General features: G+C 63.6%; 16 protein-coding genes and 1 riboswitch. Of the genes, 10 read left to right on the top strand and 6 right to left on the bottom strand.

Translation table 11 applies throughout. The annotated features are described in order from the left end of the window. The first annotated feature begins 114 nt into the window (after positions 1–114). From C6V82_RS03525 to C6V82_RS03540, 4 genes are all read left to right on the top strand, one after another. On the top strand, positions 115–1,038 hold the full coding sequence (locus C6V82_RS03525; protein WP_102589482.1) for an EamA family transporter: 924 nt from the start codon (positions 115–117) through the stop codon (positions 1,036–1,038). Between the two features lie 176 nt (positions 1,039–1,214). Beyond that, positions 1,215–1,715, top strand: a complete 501-nt coding sequence (locus tag C6V82_RS03530; RefSeq protein WP_102589483.1) for a porin family protein — start codon at positions 1,215–1,217, stop codon at positions 1,713–1,715. A 242-nt stretch (positions 1,716–1,957) separates the two neighbouring features. Next, entirely contained in the window at positions 1,958–2,881 is a 924-nt protein-coding gene (locus C6V82_RS03535; RefSeq protein ID WP_102589484.1) for an HAD-IIB family hydrolase, read from the top strand. Continuing rightward, entirely contained in the window at positions 2,878–4,098 is a 1,221-nt protein-coding gene (locus C6V82_RS03540; protein WP_102589485.1) for a glycosyltransferase family protein, read from the top strand. The genes C6V82_RS03535 and C6V82_RS03540 overlap by 4 nt, the downstream gene beginning before the upstream one ends. A 27-nt stretch (positions 4,099–4,125) precedes the next feature. On the opposite strand, the gene C6V82_RS03545 is transcribed toward C6V82_RS03540, so the two are convergent. Continuing rightward, positions 4,126–5,982: an alpha-amylase family glycosyl hydrolase gene (locus C6V82_RS03545; protein WP_102589486.1), complete on the bottom strand. Its 1,857-nt coding sequence runs from the start codon at positions 5,980–5,982 to the stop codon at positions 4,126–4,128. Between C6V82_RS03545 and C6V82_RS18390 the strand changes: the two genes are divergently transcribed. Together C6V82_RS18390 and C6V82_RS03555 are read left to right on the top strand one after the other, a co-directional pair. Further along, positions 5,902–6,246: a phosphate acyltransferase gene (locus C6V82_RS18390; protein ID WP_102589487.1), complete on the top strand. Its 345-nt coding sequence runs from the start codon at positions 5,902–5,904 to the stop codon at positions 6,244–6,246. The two genes, C6V82_RS03545 and C6V82_RS18390, sit on opposite strands and share 81 nt — an antisense overlap. A gap of 122 nt (positions 6,247–6,368) precedes the next feature. Next, positions 6,369–7,118 (top strand): sulfite exporter TauE/SafE family protein, encoded by a 750-nt coding sequence (locus tag C6V82_RS03555; protein WP_102589488.1) that lies wholly within the window; start codon positions 6,369–6,371, stop codon positions 7,116–7,118. A gap of 58 nt (positions 7,119–7,176) precedes the next feature. On the opposite strand, the gene C6V82_RS03560 is transcribed toward C6V82_RS03555, so the two are convergent. The 5 genes from C6V82_RS03560 to C6V82_RS03580 all read right to left on the bottom strand — a co-directional run bounded on the left by C6V82_RS03560 (position 7,177) and on the right by C6V82_RS03580 (position 11,806). After that, positions 7,177–7,551: a Lin0512 family protein gene (locus C6V82_RS03560; RefSeq protein ID WP_102589489.1), complete on the bottom strand. Its 375-nt coding sequence runs from the start codon at positions 7,549–7,551 to the stop codon at positions 7,177–7,179. Next, positions 7,544–7,897 (bottom strand): Lin0512 family protein, encoded by a 354-nt coding sequence (locus C6V82_RS03565; protein ID WP_102589490.1) that lies wholly within the window; start codon positions 7,895–7,897, stop codon positions 7,544–7,546. Before C6V82_RS03565 ends, C6V82_RS03560 begins: the two co-directional genes overlap by 8 nt. A 170-nt stretch (positions 7,898–8,067) precedes the next feature. Beyond that, positions 8,068–10,005, bottom strand: a complete 1,938-nt coding sequence (gene thiC / locus C6V82_RS03570; RefSeq protein WP_102589491.1) for a phosphomethylpyrimidine synthase ThiC — start codon at positions 10,003–10,005, stop codon at positions 8,068–8,070. A 33-nt stretch (positions 10,006–10,038) separates the two neighbouring features. Continuing rightward, positions 10,039–10,707 carry a thiaminase II gene (gene tenA / locus C6V82_RS03575; protein ID WP_102589492.1) on the bottom strand — a complete coding sequence of 223 codons (669 nt, stop codon included), beginning with the start codon at positions 10,705–10,707 and terminating at the stop codon, positions 10,039–10,041. A 77-nt stretch (positions 10,708–10,784) separates the two neighbouring features. Next, positions 10,785–10,921: riboswitch (TPP riboswitch) on the bottom strand. A 72-nt stretch (positions 10,922–10,993) separates the two neighbouring features. Continuing rightward, the gene (locus C6V82_RS03580) at positions 10,994–11,806 is read right to left on the bottom strand and encodes a CDP-alcohol phosphatidyltransferase family protein (RefSeq protein WP_102589493.1); all 813 of its coding nucleotides are present in this window, start codon (positions 11,804–11,806) and stop codon (positions 10,994–10,996) included. Between the two features lie 218 nt (positions 11,807–12,024). Between C6V82_RS03580 and C6V82_RS03585 the strand changes: the two genes are divergently transcribed. From C6V82_RS03585 to C6V82_RS03600, 4 genes are all read left to right on the top strand, one after another. Beyond that, positions 12,025–13,032 carry a zinc-dependent alcohol dehydrogenase gene (locus tag C6V82_RS03585; protein ID WP_102589494.1) on the top strand — a complete coding sequence of 336 codons (1,008 nt, stop codon included), beginning with the start codon at positions 12,025–12,027 and terminating at the stop codon, positions 13,030–13,032. 70 nt (positions 13,033–13,102) lie between these two features. Further along, positions 13,103–13,501 carry a 6-pyruvoyl trahydropterin synthase family protein gene (locus C6V82_RS03590; RefSeq protein WP_102589495.1) on the top strand — a complete coding sequence of 133 codons (399 nt, stop codon included), beginning with the start codon at positions 13,103–13,105 and terminating at the stop codon, positions 13,499–13,501. Next, a complete protein-coding gene (locus tag C6V82_RS03595) occupies positions 13,501–14,580 on the top strand; it encodes a glycosyltransferase family 4 protein (RefSeq protein WP_102589496.1) in 1,080 nt (359 codons plus the stop codon). Before C6V82_RS03590 ends, C6V82_RS03595 begins: the two co-directional genes overlap by 1 nt. Further along, the gene (locus tag C6V82_RS03600) at positions 14,580–15,503 is read left to right on the top strand and encodes a class I SAM-dependent methyltransferase (protein WP_102589497.1); all 924 of its coding nucleotides are present in this window, start codon (positions 14,580–14,582) and stop codon (positions 15,501–15,503) included. The genes C6V82_RS03595 and C6V82_RS03600 overlap by 1 nt, the downstream gene beginning before the upstream one ends. Positions 15,504–15,541: the final 38 nt, after the last annotated feature.

The following is a 15,541-nucleotide window of genomic DNA, read 5'->3' on the forward strand; positions in this document are numbered from 1 at the left end:
CCTGGTCATGCCTTTCCCCGTCATGAAGCGGTAAAGGGGCATGATCAGATCGGCACTGATCATTAGCCTGCAATCTAGTATCCTGTAAAGGTTCATTCCAACCGGATCCCTTCGATGTCGACGCCCTCACTACCGGCTAGCCCCTTTCCACGTTCCCTGGCCATTGGGCTGCTGCTCGGTATGGCGACGCTGTTTGCCGGCAACCATGTGGCGGCACGCGTCACCTTCGACGAGGGTACGGGCTTGCTGCTGGCCATTGTCGTGCGTTCGGCGGTGGCCATGCTGGCGCTCGCCGGCATGGTGCTGGTGCAGCGCAAAAGGCTGTGGTTGCCACCGGGCACGCGTCGCTGGCAACTGCTGGTGGGGTGCCTGATCGCCGTGCAGAGCCTTTGCCTCTATTCCGCCGTGGCACGCATTCCGGTAGTGGTCGCGTTGCTTCTGATGAACACCTTCCCGATTCAGTTGGCCTTGCTGACCTGGGTGCTGGGTGGGCGTCGTCCCACTGCCCGGGCGAGCGTGATCATGGGCATCATCCTGATCGGCCTGGTGGTGGTACTCGACCTGCCAAGCTGGTTCGCCTCCTCGGATGGTATCGGAGAGGGGTGGCTGGCCGGGGTCGGCTTTGGCCTCGGGGCGGCCGCGGCGTTCTCCTGTGCGCTGTGGGTGACCGAGCACCGCCTGGCTGGCGTCGGCAGTACCCTGCGAACGCTGCTGACCATGACCACCGTACTTGCGGTGATGATCATTGCCGGCACGCTCGGGCTGGTGCCTGGTGGGATGGAAACACCGGATACCGCGCGCGGCTGGTGGGGACTCGCGGCCCTGGCGATGCTCTATGGCATCGGCTTCTCGACGCTGTTCATCTGTGTGCCGCGACTGGACATGGCGCGCAACGCGCCGGCCATGAACATGGAGCCGGTGGCGGCACTGGTGCTCGGTTACCTGATACTCGGGCAGGCGCTCTCGCCCATCCAGTTGGTGGGAGGTGCCATCGTGCTGGGTGGCATCTTGTTGTTGGGGCTTTCCAGGCGCCCTTAGTCCGGTGCATCGGGCGAGCGATCGGGTGATTCAGCGACGTGATGAATGGCGCGTGGCGTCGCAGTCCGGAGACGCTCGGTAGCGCATATTTTCACATTCCTTCGCTTGATCGGAAGCGCGGCGGGACCCACACTTGGAGGTGTTAGGAAACACTGTTTATTAATAGGAGGTGAACCATGAAACTGGCGATTTCCGCGATGACGCTGGCCCTGTTCGTCGGTGGTGCACTGGCCTCGACAGCTCAGGCGCAGCAGACCAATTATCCGCAGCCGTATATCGGTGGCGACGCCCTGTTCTGGGAGCTCAACAGAGACAACGGCCCGGACCGTGATAGTGTCGGTCTGCGACTCAATGGCGGGTTCAAGTTCAACGACTACTTCGCGGTGGAAGGGCATGTGGCCGGCGGTGGCTCCGACGGCCCGGCGGAGCTCGATTCACTCGTGGGTGCCTATGCCAAGGGCATCGTACCCATCTCCCAGGAGTTTCGTCTCTACGGGCTGCTGGGGGGGACCGAAGTGGACCTCGGTGGCGACAGTGACAATGGTGTCTCCTACGGGGCTGGCGCCGAGTTCGACATGTCGCCCAACCTGTCGGTGGGTGCCGACTTGATGCGCTACCTCGACAAGTCGAACTACGATGTCGACGCGGCAAGCGTTGGCCTGCGCTACCGCTTCTAATGCATGACCCTCAAGGCGCCCCCGTTGCTCGACGGCACCGGGGGCGCCTTGGTGTTGGCGTAAAGTGGGCATCGATAGGCGAGTTGTGCACCATTTCGGTGCGCTGGTCGCCGTGAGCTGGCGATGCGATGTCCGATACTGGTGCCAGGGTAGGGCTCGCCGTCTCACCAAGCCCCACTGCCTGGAGAGCTGGCACACCCTGTGCAAGGCAACCCTTACCTACGTCAGCCTCAGGTGTTGCCATGTCATCCACGGATCGCCCCGATAGCGCGCTGACACCGCGCCTGCTGTTCACCGACCTGGATGGGTCGTTGCTCGATCACCACAGCTATGACTGGTCGCCGGCCGCGCCTTGGCTTGCGCGTCTCAAACAGCTCGGTGTGCCGGTGATTCCGGTGACCAGCAAGACCCGCAGCGAAATCTTGCCGTTGCGCCAGGCACTGGGCCTTGCGGATACCCCCTTCATCGCCGAAAACGGCGCGGTGGCGGGACTGCCTCCCGCCTGGTGCCATGCCCGACTGGATCGCGGCCCGGGTCCCGATGGCCTGGTGATCAGGACCCTCGGTGTGGATATCGGCTTCATTCGCAAGCGGATTTCGGTGTGGCGGACCCGCCTGGATGCGCGGTTCACCACCATGAGCGAGATGTCACTGGACGAACTCAGCGACTTCACCGGCCTTAGCGAGGCAGAGGCGAGGCTTGCGCGACTGCGCGAGGGCAGCGAGCCGCTGATCTGGGACGACAATGACGAGCGCCTCGCGGCCTTTCGCCAGGGGCTGGCCGGCGATGGCCTGTGCCTGGTGCGCGGCGGACGCTTCTGGCATGTCACTGGTGAGTCGCACAAGGGCAGCGCGGTGGCCTGGCTGGTCGAGCGCTTCCAGGCGTTGCGTGGCCAGCGACCACGGACCCTGGCGCTGGGCGATGGCCCCAACGATATCGCCATGCTCGAGGCAGTGGACCAGGCGGTGGTGATTCGCGGTTGTCATGGGCTCGATGTGACGCCGCATCAGTCCGCGCTATATCGCAGTGAGGCCACGGGCCCCACCGGCTGGGCCGAGGGGGTGTCCCACTGGTGGGGGCGAGCTGACCGCCGGTTGACGCCGGCGGCGCATCGTCTCCCGACCACCTCCCGCACAGTGACGACCGTTCGCGAGGTGGCCGCATGAGCGACTTCCATCAGAACGGCATCGTTACCGACTTTCACAACCTGACCCGCCGCCCGGTCGACGAGCTCGAGGCGGATCTGGTGCAGTTCGCCAAGCGCCGCCCGATGAGCCTGATTCTGCCATCGCTGTACTCCGAGTTAGAGGGGCCGGCACTGGCAAACATCGTCGATCAGATCGCCCGGGTGCCTTATCTCGGCGAGGTGGTGATCGGGCTCGATCGTGCCGACCGCGAGCAGTTTCTGCATGCCCGTGAGTTCTTCTCCCGGCTGCCCCAGCACCATCGCATCTTGTGGAACGACGGCCCGCGCCTGCGCGGGCTGGATGATGAACTGGACGCCCAAGGGCTCTCGCCTCAACAGCCAGGCAAGGGGCGCAACGTGTGGTTCTGCGCGGGTTTCGTGCAGGCCTCGGCGCGCAGCTCGGTGGTGGCGCTGCATGACTGCGACATTCTCACCTACGAACGGGGGATGCTGGCCAGGCTGTTCTATCCGGTCGCCCATCCTCACTTCAACTATGAGTTCTGCAAGGGCTATTACCCGCGCATCGCCGAAGGCAAGCTCAATGGCCGGGTCTCCCGGCTGATGGTCACGCCGCTGCTGCGGGCACTCAAGACGATCCATGGCCCGCTGCCGTATCTCGAATACCTGGATAGCTACCGTTATGCGCTTTCCGGCGAGTTCTCGATGCGCAGCGAAGTGCTCGATGGCATTCGCATTCCGGCTGACTGGGGGCTCGAGATCGGGGTGCTCTCGGAAGTACACCGCAACTATTCCACCAAGCGGCTGTGCCAGGTCGATCTCGCCGATGCCTACGACCACAAGCACCAGCCGGTCTCGGCGGATGACGCAAGCGCCGGGCTCAATCGCATGAGCCTGGATATCGCCAAGGCGCTGTACCGCAAGTTGGCCACCCAGGGCGTGACGTTCAGCGCCGAGGGCTTTCGCACCCTCAAGGCGACCTACTACCGGATGGCCCTGGACCTTATCGAAGCCTACGATCACGACGCGGTGATGAACGGCCTGAGCCTGGACCGCCACAGCGAGGAGCGCGCCGTGGAACTGTTCGCCGCCAACCTGCTGGAGGCCGGCAGCGCCTTTCTCGACAACCCGGGCGAGCGCCCGTTCATTCCCAGCTGGAACCGGGTACGTGCGGCGATTCCCGACCTGCCTGAGCGCATGCATGCCGCGGTGGAAGCCGACAACCGCGGCGAGGTCTGAGCCTGTAATGCCAAGAGACCTGGCTTGTCACAGCTGGTTGACCAGCCATAGGGCGCCATAGGGAGGAAGAGAGGGAGCGAGAGAGGGAGCGAGAGAGGGAGCAAGGCTCGATCCGGGGGCCCATGGCTCGGCCTGGACCAGGTCATGCCAGTGGCCATTTCGGAGCTCATCGAGGTCGAGTGGTTGAGGCTGGTCGGTGACGTTGTGAATCGCCAGCAGCCGCCGGCCATCCGGCAACGGGCCGCGCTCCAGCATCAGCAGCGCGGGGGGCGTCTCGACGATGCGCTGGGCGGCATCTGGATGGAAACACGGCTCTTCGCGGCGAATCGCCAGCAGGGTGGTCAGGGCGCCGAACACGTCGCGGGTGGTGGTACTCGGGTTATCGAGCAGCAGTTCGAGCTCGTGGCGCTGCCAATGTCGCCGGTTGATCGAGCGCAGCCGCCCGCTGCGTTCCACCCCCTCCAGGTCATTCAATGTGCCGGTCAGCACATGCAGGTACATGGCCGGAATCCCCTTGAGTCCCAGCATCAGTTGCTGGCTGCACAGAAAGCGCGGTACCTGCCAGTGGTCGGGGCCGCGCCGGGTGCCCTTCATGGCATCGAACCAGGTGATGTTGATCTCGTAGGGACTGTCGCTGCCGTCATCGCGGGTGCGCATGCTGACGAAGCCGCCGAAGCGGTGCATCAACTCCATCAGCGCCTCGACCTCGTGGGGGGGCAGCCAGCCTTCCAGGGGGCGCACGCCGATGCCGTCATGGCTGGCGGTGAAGTTCAGGAAGCCGCAGCCGGGTGGCAGGGTCGGCAGGCTGTTGAGCCATGCCGCCAGGGTGCCGGCTTCGCCGCTGGTCAGGGTATGCAGCAGCAGCGGCGGCAGCGGGAACTGGTAGACCAGGTGGGCCTCGTCGGGAGACGCGCAGGCATCCTCGCCGGCGGCAGCCGAGAACCGTTCCAGCCCGAAGTAACTGATGTTCTCCTGATGCGGCACGTTGGTTTCGGTGAGCAGCAGCGTGCCCGGTGCCACATGGTCGACGATGGCGCGTAAAAGCCGCACCACCTCATGGGTCTGGGGCAGGTGGATGCAGGGTGTGCCGACCTCCTTCCATAGATAGGCGATGGCATCCAGACGGATGATTCGCGCGCCCTGGCTGATGTAGAACAGCAGGATGCCGACGAACTCCAGCAGCACATCGGGGTTGGCGAAGTTGAGGTCGATCTGGTCTTCCGAGAAGGTCGCCCACAGGTGACGGGTACCTCGGCGAGTGGCCACCGGCACCAGCAGGGGCGAGCTGCGTGGTCGTACCACCGCTGACAGATCGGTCTGCGGATCCATCTCGACGAAAAAATCCCGGCCCGGCTGACTGCCCGTCAGGTAATCGACGAACCATAGCGATTCCCGTGAGACATGATTGAGCACCAGATCCACGGCCAGGTCACCATGGGTGGAAAGTCGCCTCACATCCGCCCACTCGCCCAACGCAGGATTGACCTCCCGGTAGTGGATCACCGAGAAGCCGTCGTCGCTGCTCCAGGGAAAGAACGGCAGCAGGTGGACGCCGCTGAAGGTATTGGCCAGACGCTCTCCGAGAAAACCGTCAAGTACCTCGAGCGGCGCCTTGCCATCTTCGAGCAGCGTGTCGCCGTAGGTGATCAACCACTGGTCGCGCTCGCTCCACAATGGCGCGGGGTCCAAGTCCTGGCCCGGTTGGCGCTCACCATCGGGGTGCAGCATCGGTGCCTGGTGGGACAGCAGCGTATTGAGCCGGCGCATCACCTCATCGGCACGCGGCCCATAAAGGAAGGCCAGATGCTCGTGAGCGCGGCGCTTGAAGGTCACCGCGTCCAGCGGCGTGGCAACGGAAGGCATGAAGGGGAGCGCGGAAGCCATGGCGAGTGCCTCGAGTGTGGTCTTCCCTGTTCATGCAGATGGTGTGCCAGGCTGGTGATCATTGACCCGGTGTGCATTTACCGTGGCACCCACTCAGGCACTGATTCGGGAATTCTTCAGGCTTTCGAACTGGCCAGCGGGCCTATACTGCAAGGGCTTGATAAGCCAGCAAATGACTTGTCGCGAGGCTGCTCCGTCAACGATATCTATCACGTCATCGCGATTACCTGGGTACAAGTTCAGGTGGCTGATCAGCGCAGTTAGCCTCATGCTAGTTGATCTTTACTGGACACGGAGTTGACGCCTGGGATGAAGATGTCGATGTCAGTCGGACGCGTTTGCACGGGCGAAGCGATGAATGAGACCGACAAAGGATCAAGCACACGATGACCCTAGAAGTGCTTCTACCCTTTGTTGTCATCGCCGCGATTGCCGGTTACTTCCAGACAGTCACCGGCTTTGGTTTGGGCATGATCGTGATGGGCGCCACCAGTGGGCTCGAGGTCGCGCCAGTGGCCTCTGTGGCGGCGGTGGTCAGCTTGATGATGCTGGCTAACAGTGCCGTGGCGCTGCCTGGCAAGCTGAAGCACCTCGACATGTCAGTGATCGTTGCCACGGTTCTTGGCATCGTGCCTGCCGCCGCGGTTGGCGTGCTGTTACTCGATGTCCTCAGCGCCAGAGCCGCCAGCGTACTGAGTATCGCCCTGGGGCTTTTGGTGTGCATCGGTGGGCTCAGCTTGGTCTTGTGCCCCCGCCAGCGCAAGACACTGTCATCACGTGGCAGTTTCTTCATCAGTGGTGTGTTGTCGGGGCTTTGTGGTGGGCTGTTCGGTATCCCCGGACCACCGGTGATATATCAATGCTACCGCCAACCGCTTCCTGCTGTGGCGATTCGCAACATGCTTATCCTGTTGTTTGCGGTAACGTCGGGGATGCGTACTATCTTCGTTACCCTGCAGGGAACGATGAATGTCGAGATTCTTGCCCTGACTGCCTGGTCCATCCCGGCTGTGGCGGTGGCGACCTATGCAGGCAGACGCTGGCCACTGCCTGTCTCCCCCGCGGGCATGCGTCGACTGGCCTTCGTGACCCTGGTACTGATCGGGGGCGGCTTGATTGCTTCGGAGCTGATCTGAATGCCTCGCCGTGAAGATGAACAAGTGGAAGATGAACAAGTGGCTCCATCTGGCGTGATCAATTGGCGGAATTGCTGAGCCGCCAGTCACTTGGCGTGATCGGTAGCATGGCGGCTATTGCGGCGTTGGCAACCACATGGGTCGTGCCATTTTCCGGGTCATGGACATTGAGCCCACCATGCACGACGTTGACGACGGCGTGGCCGCGAGGCAGTTCGGACGCCACGATATCGGTATCGACTCGCTCGGGTTGCTGTACTCCGATGGTCACCTGAACCTGCATCTCGCGGTGGTCAATCCCCAGCGAAGAGAACAACACGATGGATGAGTGGTGCAGGGCGTCCTGCACGGCGCGACAGGCTGCCTTGGTGTAGTCCTCGCCGTAGAGGTCGTTGCCGGTACCCATTTCCAGGATGATTCGACGTTCAGGCATGAGTGGGCTCCATATCGAATGACACGATGATGGCGGCATTGGCGATTACGCTGGTGCCACTTCCGTCGGGTTTGGTGATGTCCAGTCCACCCTTGACCAGCCTGATCGATGGCTGGCCGTAGGGAAAGATGCTCAGCAGGGCTGCCGGGTCGACCTCGTCGGGCGCTTGCACGCCGATTTCGACATCAATCAACATGGCTTCCTTGGCGAAGCCGAAGGCGTCGGCGACGTTCAGGGCGTTGTGCCACAGAGCATCGCGAATCGCGCGTGCTGCGGCTTCCGTGTAATTTCGGCTGCGGATCGACGTTCCCATCCCGAATTGGGTCACCATGCGAGTCTTGGCCATCGTGTGTTCCTTATGCTGTGGTGCCGCTCAGCGACGGTAGAAGGGGCTCAAGTCTAGGCCTAGACCCAACCCGAGGATGTATCTGGCCTTCTCGAGTGCATCGGAAGCTAGTCCATAAACGCGCCCCTGTCGGGGCGCTCTGGTTGGTGCCAAGGCCTCAGCCTTTCCCATCACACCTCCTGGTAAAGCTTGCTACCCGTGTTGCGAAACTTCTCCGCCTGCTCCTCCATGCCACGCTTTACCGCTTCGGCGTCGCTCTCTAGGCCGTGCTCGGCGGCACGGTCTTTGTAAGTGTCGCGCACCTCCTGGCTGATCTTCATCGAGCAGAACTTCGGACCGCACATGGAGCAGAAGTGGGCGACCTTGGCGGAATCCTTGGGCAGGGTCTCGTCGTGATACTCGCGGGCGGTGTCGGGGTCCAGGCCGAGGTTGAACTGGTCTTCCCAGCGGAATTCGAAGCGCGCCTTGGACAGTGCATTGTCGCGACGCTGGGCGGCTGGGTGCCCCTTGGCGAGGTCGGCGGCGTGGGCGGCGATCTTGTAGGTGATGATGCCGGTCTTGACGTCATCCTTGTTGGGCAGGCCCAGGTGCTCCTTGGGGGTCACGTAGCACAGCATGGCGCAGCCGAACCAGCCGATCATCGCCGCACCGATTCCCGAGGTGATGTGGTCGTAGCCGGGGGCGATGTCGGTGGTCAGCGGGCCGAGGGTATAGAAGGGGGCTTCGTGGCACGCTTCGAGCTGCTTGTCCATGTTCTCCTTGATCAGGTGCATGGGCACATGGCCCGGCCCCTCGATCATCACCTGGACGTCGTGTTTCCAGGCGATTTTGGTGAGTTCGCCGAGGGTCTCGAGTTCGGCGAACTGGGCTTCGTCGTTGGCGTCGGCCACCGAGCCCGGGCGCAGGCCGTCACCCAGCGAGAACGCCACGTCGTACTGCTTGCAGATCTCGCAGATCTCCTCGAAGTGGGTGTAGAGGAAGCTCTCCCGGTGATGGTAAAGGCACCACTTGGCCATGATCGAGCCGCCCCGGGAGACGATGCCGGTGACCCGCTTGGCGGTCAGTGGCACATAGCGCAGGAGCACGCCGGCATGGATGGTGAAGTAGTCGACCCCTTGTTCGGCCTGTTCGATCAGGGTGTCGCGAAACACCTCCCAGGTGAGGTCCTCGGCCACGCCCTTGACCTTCTCCAGCGCCTGGTAGATCGGCACGGTGCCGATCGGTACCGGCGAGTTGCGGATGATCCATTCGCGGGTCTCGTGGATGTTCTGCCCGGTAGACAGGTCCATGATGGTGTCCGAGCCCCAGCGGATCCCCCAGGTCATCTTGTCGACCTCTTCCTCGATGGCCGAGGTGACCGCCGAGTTGCCGAGGTTGCCGTTGATCTTCACCAGGAAGTTGCGGCCGATGATCATCGGCTCGGATTCCGGGTGGTTGATGTTGTTGGGGATGATGGCCCTGCCCGCCGCTACCTCGTCGCGCACGAATTCCGGGGTGATTTCCTCGGGAAGCCTGGCGCCGAACCCCTGGCCGGGGTGCTGGTGGCCAAGAATGCGCTCGACCTCTTCGGTGCCTGAGTACTTCGCAGAGAGTGCTTGCCGGCGTTGATTCTCCCGGATCGCGATGAACTCCATCTCCGGGGTGATGATCCCCTGGCGAGCGTAGTGCAGCTGGGTGACGTTGCCAGCCTGGCCGTCTGGCGCTGGGCGCGCGCGCCGCGGCGTACGGGTCAGATCGAAGCGCAGCTTGGCCAGCATGGGGTCATTGGCGCGGCGCTGGCCGTATTCGCTGGTCGGCCCGTCGAGGAACTCGGTGTCGCCGCGCGCCTCGATCCAGGTCTGGCGCAGCGCGGGCAAGCCACGGCGTAGATCGATCCGGGCCTCGGGATCGGTGTAGGGGCCAGAGGTGTCGTACACCAGCAGTGGCGGGTTTTGCTCATCCGGGCCCATGCCGGAGGTCGTGGTCGGCGACAGTGTGATCTCGCGGAAGGGTACGCGGATATCGGGGCGCGAGCCCTCGATGTAGACCTTGCGCGAGCCGGGCAGCGGCTGGATGGCGGCCTCGTCGACCTTGGCGGTTTCGGCGAGAAAGTGGGCGGTCTTGCTCATGATGCGGTTCCTTGTGGTTGTTTTCAGGGGGTGTCAGTCGGCCTGGTCGAGGCCCATCTGCCAGAAGTCGATCTCGAGTCGGGTGGCATCGCGGAAGATGCGCGTCAGTGCCTCGAAGCGGGCCGGTGTGGCATCGGCAAGCCTCGTATCGTGCCACTCCATTTCGGCATGCATGGCGCCCTGGAACTCGTCGCTCTCGTACATGGCGATCCAGGCGTCATAGGGGTTGGCCTCTCCGCGAAGCGTCGCGGGGTGGGCATTGAGCCAGTTGGCGATCTCGCCATAGCCGATCAGGCAGGGAGCCAGCGCGACATGCAGGTCGAGCAAGTCGCCGCGGTTGCCGGTGTCCAGTACGAAGCGGGTGTAGGCCAGGGTGGCGCGGGATTCAGGCAGGCCGGCAAGGTCATCTTCGTTGATGCCCCACTCCCTGCAGAAGCCGACGTGCAGGTCGAGTTCCACATCGAGAATGGCCTTGAGCCCCTCATGGGCCTGGCGCAGGTCGGCAAGCGTCGAGCTCTTGTAGGCGGCCAGTGCATAGGCACGGGCGAAGTGAATCAGAAACAGGTAGTCCTGCTTGAGATAATGGCGAAATGACGCATCGCCGAGTGTTGCGGCACCAAGCTGACGCACGAAATCGTGCTCGATATAAGCGCGCCACTCGGGCTTGCAGGCGTCGATCAGGTCAGTGAAGCGGTAGCCCATGTTGCCTCCGGTGCTCGAAGCGATCCGCAAGACTGGGCAGGTGAGAAGTGGCTCGGGGGAGGGTCTTGGCATGCAAGGCCGGGCCACCGCTTGATTCCTACGCCGGTACTAGCCGGATCAGGTTCAACGGGCCCCGCCGTGACGACGTTGTTGCGCGTGAAGCGCTGTCGTATGGCGATCTCAGCCGGTTCCACCGGCACCCCGTCAAGCGAAATTCCAGTCTAGCAGGCCTGGGCAAGGCTGCCACCCCCTGCTGGCGAAATTCTATGGAAATATATCCCGTAAATTATTCGCCTGCGACATCCCGCTGCCGATAAAGCCAATGCACGTCGATGGCGAACGAGGCGACAAGTCCCGCCAGCGCCGTGGCCGCAAGGCCGCTCGCCAGCGTGCTTTCGACCATTGGCAACAAGGCCAGCAACAGGGCGGCGACCTGCCACACGCACACCGCCTTGCGCCTGAAGGAGTCCGGCAGTGGCGCGTTCATCCACTCCAGCCACAAGCCTGCCAGCACGAACAAGTAGCGCATCGCCCCGATGGCCAATATCCATGCCCCGACCTTGCCGGCGACCAGCAGCGCCAGGCACAGCACCATGATGAACGCGGCGTCGAGCTCCATGTCGAAGCGGGCACCCAGCTCGCTGGCGCTGTCGGTTTGCCGTGCCACCCAGCCGTCCACGCCATCCAGGGCCAGGGAAAGCAGGGCAAGGCCGGCAAGCCATGAGCCGTGTACCGCCAACCGCGCGGGATCCACCAGGGCGCCGGCCAGTAGCGCCACCAGCACGCCCCGTGCCAGCGTCACGCGGTTGGCTGCACCGAGCCCCGCAAAATGGGCCGGTCGAAGGGTCATACCGCGCCATAGAAGGCTCGCCATGCCCAGATAGACCCCAATGGCCACCAGCCAGGTGTCGAATGTGAAGGCCAACGCCGAGTCAAGCAGAGCCAACAGAAGCCCCAGCCCCACAAGGCCCGCCAGCAGTTCACCGAAGGTCAGCCATCCGGGCCTGGTCGAGCGTGCGCGGCCGCTCGCGTGGCCTCGTCCTTCGGGCTGTTGGGCAGCGTGTGGGACAGCGGACGTTCTCTTGATCGGGTTGTGCATGGGAGTTCCACGTGGGTTGACGCTATGCTGATTCAGGTAGTGTGACGCCGCAGCCGGCGCCCTGAGAGAAGGAATTCATGGACCTCAGGGAATTAAATAATTATGCAACTGTCGTATCATGTACCATTCTTGTAGAAGAAACTATTACCAATAAACTCTTGCGGAAGACCTTGTAGAAGATCTTGTGGAAGATCTTGTGGAAGATAAGGAATCCTTGCATGTCCGAACCTGACCGACCAGCCCCCGCCAACACGCATGTGCGTGCCACGGCGTTCTGGACCGAGTCTCCCGGCGAAGGTGCGTTGCGTGAAGAAACGTTGCCTGAGCCCAGCGAGGACGAAGTGCGCGTTCGCGCGCGCTTTAGCGGGATCAGCCGCGGTACCGAGGCGCTGGTGTTCCTGGGGCGCGTACCGCAAAGCGAGTGGCAGCGAATGCGCGCGCCCTTCCAGGTGGGTGATTTTCCTGGTCCGGTAAAGTACGGCTATGTGAGCGTCGGACAGGTGGAGGCTGGGGCAGGTGATCTGCTTGGCCGAGAAGTGTTCTGCCTCTACCCCCATCAAGATTGCTACGTGGTGCCAGCGGTGGCCGTTACACCTCTGCCGGATGGATTGCCGGCCGAAAGGGCGGTGCTGGCCGCCAACATGGAGACTGCCATCAATGGGGTATGGGATGCCGACCCTGGGGTGGGTGATCATGTCGTGGTGATGGGGGCCGGCGTGGTGGGTGCGCTTGTCGCCTGGCTGTGTTCGCGGATTCCCGGCACCCGCGTCACCCTCGTCGACCCGGTGGCCGAGCGTCGCGTGCTGGCCGAGGCCCTGGGCGTTTCGTTCTGCCTGCCCGAGCAGGCCCCCGCCGACAACGACCTGGTGATCCACGCCAGCGGGAATCCGGAGGGCCTTCGCCAGGCCTTGTCGCTAGCCGCTAACGAGGCACGCATCGTGGAAATGAGCTGGTACGGCGAACGCGATGTGAGCTTGCCACTCGGGGAGGCCTTTCACTCCCGGCGCCTGACGCTGATCTCGAGCCAGGTGGGTCGATTACCGGCCCAGCGCATGCCGCGCTGGGATCATCGTCGGCGCTTGTTGCTTGCCCTGGAACTGTTGCGCGACCCGGTGCTGGACGTGCTGATCAGTGGGGAGAGCCATTTCAGGGAATTACCGGCAGTGATGCCGAGACTGGCCGATGCCGCGGGCCAGGTACTGTGCCACCGGCTGCGTTACGACTGATCCGTGTTATCTAATGTTTCTGTTTCCAATTCCACTTTCTTTATTGCCGCTTTTTCTAATGGAGCCTTGCATGTATCGACTCAATGTCCGTGACCATTTCATGATCGCCCACAGTTTTCGCGGCGAGATCTTCGGGCCTGCCCAGCGCACCCATGGCGCCACCTACGTGGTGGACGTCACCTTCCAGCGCCGCGAGCTCGATAACGATGACCTGGTGGTCGACATTGGCCTGGCCAGCGAGGCAGTCAAGGCGGTGCTCGGGGAATTCAATTTTCACGATCTCGACGAGCTGGAGGAGTTCCACGGCCGTAACACCACCACCGAATTCATGGCCCGGGTGATCTTCGAGCGGCTGGTTACCGCCATTCAGCTCGGCAAACTGGGCGAGGCTGCCAATGGCCTGGATGCGATGACCGTGACGCTCAACGAGTCGCACATCGCCTGGGCAAGCTACGAAGGGACATTGTGATGGCGGATACCGCGCTGACCCTGATCGTTGCCGGCTCCCCGGATCAGCTGACCGGCGGCTACGTGTATGACGCGCGCATCGTCAGTGCCATGCGTGCCCGTGGCCGGCGGGTGGATGTCGTCGGGCTGGACGGCCGCTTTCCCGACCCCGATGACCAGGCCCGGCGCAGCATGGCCGAGGCGCTGGCGGCATTACCCGATAACGCCCTGGTGGTGATCGATGGCCTGGCCATGGGCGGCATGCCGGAGGTGGTGGCGCCCCACGCTGATCGGCTTTCGATCGTTGGCCTGGTGCATCATCCGCTGGCCGACGAGACGGGACTCGATGACGGTACTCGCCAGCGCCTTTTAGACAGCGAGACCCAGGCATTGGCGTTGGCGCGCCAGATCATCGTCACCAGCCATTACACCGCGCGGGGGCTGTCACGCTTCGGCGTGGAACCGTCGCGTCTGGCGGTGGTGGAGCCGGGCGTCGAACCGGCGGCACTCGCCGCCAGCGCCCTGGACATCGAGAAAGAGCGACCCGCGCGGCTGTTGTGCGTGGCAACCCTGACCCCGCGCAAAGGGTATGACGTGTTGGTCGAGGCGCTGGCGGGGCTTGGTGACCGTGACTGGGTATTCGAGGCCATCGGCAGTGACGAGCGCGATGCCGAACATGCCGCGATGCTTTTTGAGTCGACTCGTCGTCATGGCATGGAGTCGCGCCTGCACTGGGTCGGTGAGAGAGACGCTGCTGGCCTTGCCGAGGCCTACCATCGCGCCGACCTGTTCGTGCTGCCATCGCGCTACGAAGGTTACGGCATGGTGGTCACTGAAGCCTTGGCGCGTGGTCTGCCGGTGATTACCACCACCGGTGGTGCGTTGGCTGATACCTTGCCAGCGGGGGCTGGCATCGCCGTGCCACCTGGCGATGCCGGGGCGCTGCGAGAAGCGCTGGCCGCATGGCTCGATGATGCCGCACTGCGCCGCCGCCTGCGACGTGGTGCTCGCGAGGCACGCCAGGCGCTGGCTGATTGGCAGCAGGCGGGCGACCGCTTCCTGGCCGTTCTCGACAGCCGCCGTGCGGGGGAGTCACGCTGATGAGCGTGCCAGGGAAGATGACAGCGCCTGTTCGTGAAGAGCCGCGTGCCGAGCCGCGTGCCGAGCGTTTCGAGGCCGACTGGCTGGCCAGTCGTGAGCCTCTGGATGGCCGCTCGCGTAGCCACCACCTGACGGCTCTTGCCGCCCGCTGGCTGGCCGAACGGCCAGGCCTCCATGGCGTGGTCGATCTGGGCAGCGGCAGTGGCAGTAACCTGCGTTTCCTCGCGCCACGCCTGCCGGGACCCCAGCGCTGGCGTCTGGTGGATCATGACCCGGCACTGCTGGCGTTGTCAGAGCGTCATGCCGCCACCCTGAAGGACGCCAATGGCGCACGACCCGCCGTTGCACTCGATTGCCGGGACCTGACGCCGGTGGATTCTGCGCTGCTTGCCGGTGCCGACCTGGTCGTCGCCTCGGCATTGTTCGACCTGGTATCGCGTGACTGGGTCGAGGCGTTGGTGGCTGTGGCGTCGGCTCATCACCAGGCCCTGCTGGTTACCCTGAATGTCGATGGCGACTGGGCCTTTGCCGGCCCCAATGGTGAGCGCCTGGAGAATGACGAGGATGAGGAGGTTCGTGCGTTGTTTCAGGCCCACCAGTGTCGTGACAAGGGGTTTGGTTCGGCACTCGGCGGCATGGCGCCCTTGGTACTTGGCGAGGTGATGAAGGCGGCTGGTTATCGCGTCGAGAGTGTCGCCACGCCATGGCAGTTGCTGGCGGGGGAGCGTGAACTGCTGCCATTCGCCGAACAGCTGGTGGTCGGTTGGCATGACGCCGCACTGCAACAGGCCCCGCTGCAGGGCAAGCGGTTGTCCGAGTGGCGCGACCGGCGTCTGGCGGCGATCGCGGCGGGCGAGTTGGGTGTCTGGGTGGGGCATCGTGACGTGCTGGCATTGCCGACCTCACCGAACGGGAGTCGCTGAGATGTCGGCCCGCTGGCAACGTATCTCGCGATACTCGC

The sequence above is a fragment of the Halomonas urumqiensis genome (assembly GCF_003028575.1).
GTDB lineage: Bacteria > Pseudomonadota > Gammaproteobacteria > Pseudomonadales > Halomonadaceae > Halomonas > Halomonas urumqiensis.

Excerpts from the sequence above, each read along its gene's own strand:
- C6V82_RS03525 (WP_102589482.1), top strand. The coding sequence starts at position 115 with ATGTCGACGCCCTCACTACCGGCTAGCCCCTTTCCACGTTCCCTGGCC.
- C6V82_RS03530 (WP_102589483.1), top strand. The coding sequence starts at position 1,215 with ATGAAACTGGCGATTTCCGCGATGACGCTGGCCCTGTTCGTCGGTGGT.
- C6V82_RS03535 (WP_102589484.1), top strand. The coding sequence starts at position 1,958 with ATGTCATCCACGGATCGCCCCGATAGCGCGCTGACACCGCGCCTGCTG.
- C6V82_RS03540 (WP_102589485.1), top strand. The coding sequence starts at position 2,878 with ATGAGCGACTTCCATCAGAACGGCATCGTTACCGACTTTCACAACCTG.
- C6V82_RS18390 (WP_102589487.1), top strand. The coding sequence starts at position 5,902 with ATGCTCGTGAGCGCGGCGCTTGAAGGTCACCGCGTCCAGCGGCGTGGC.
- C6V82_RS03545 (WP_102589486.1), bottom strand. The coding sequence starts at position 5,982 with ATGGCTTCCGCGCTCCCCTTCATGCCTTCCGTTGCCACGCCGCTGGAC.
- C6V82_RS03555 (WP_102589488.1), top strand. The coding sequence starts at position 6,369 with ATGACCCTAGAAGTGCTTCTACCCTTTGTTGTCATCGCCGCGATTGCC.
- C6V82_RS03560 (WP_102589489.1), bottom strand. The coding sequence starts at position 7,551 with ATGCCTGAACGTCGAATCATCCTGGAAATGGGTACCGGCAACGACCTC.
- C6V82_RS03565 (WP_102589490.1), bottom strand. The coding sequence starts at position 7,897 with ATGGCCAAGACTCGCATGGTGACCCAATTCGGGATGGGAACGTCGATC.
- thiC (WP_102589491.1), bottom strand. The coding sequence starts at position 10,005 with ATGAGCAAGACCGCCCACTTTCTCGCCGAAACCGCCAAGGTCGACGAG.
- tenA (WP_102589492.1), bottom strand. The coding sequence starts at position 10,707 with ATGGGCTACCGCTTCACTGACCTGATCGACGCCTGCAAGCCCGAGTGG.
- C6V82_RS03580 (WP_102589493.1), bottom strand. The coding sequence starts at position 11,806 with ATGCACAACCCGATCAAGAGAACGTCCGCTGTCCCACACGCTGCCCAA.
- C6V82_RS03585 (WP_102589494.1), top strand. The coding sequence starts at position 12,025 with ATGTCCGAACCTGACCGACCAGCCCCCGCCAACACGCATGTGCGTGCC.
- C6V82_RS03590 (WP_102589495.1), top strand. The coding sequence starts at position 13,103 with ATGTATCGACTCAATGTCCGTGACCATTTCATGATCGCCCACAGTTTT.
- C6V82_RS03595 (WP_102589496.1), top strand. The coding sequence starts at position 13,501 with ATGGCGGATACCGCGCTGACCCTGATCGTTGCCGGCTCCCCGGATCAG.
- C6V82_RS03600 (WP_102589497.1), top strand. The coding sequence starts at position 14,580 with ATGAGCGTGCCAGGGAAGATGACAGCGCCTGTTCGTGAAGAGCCGCGT.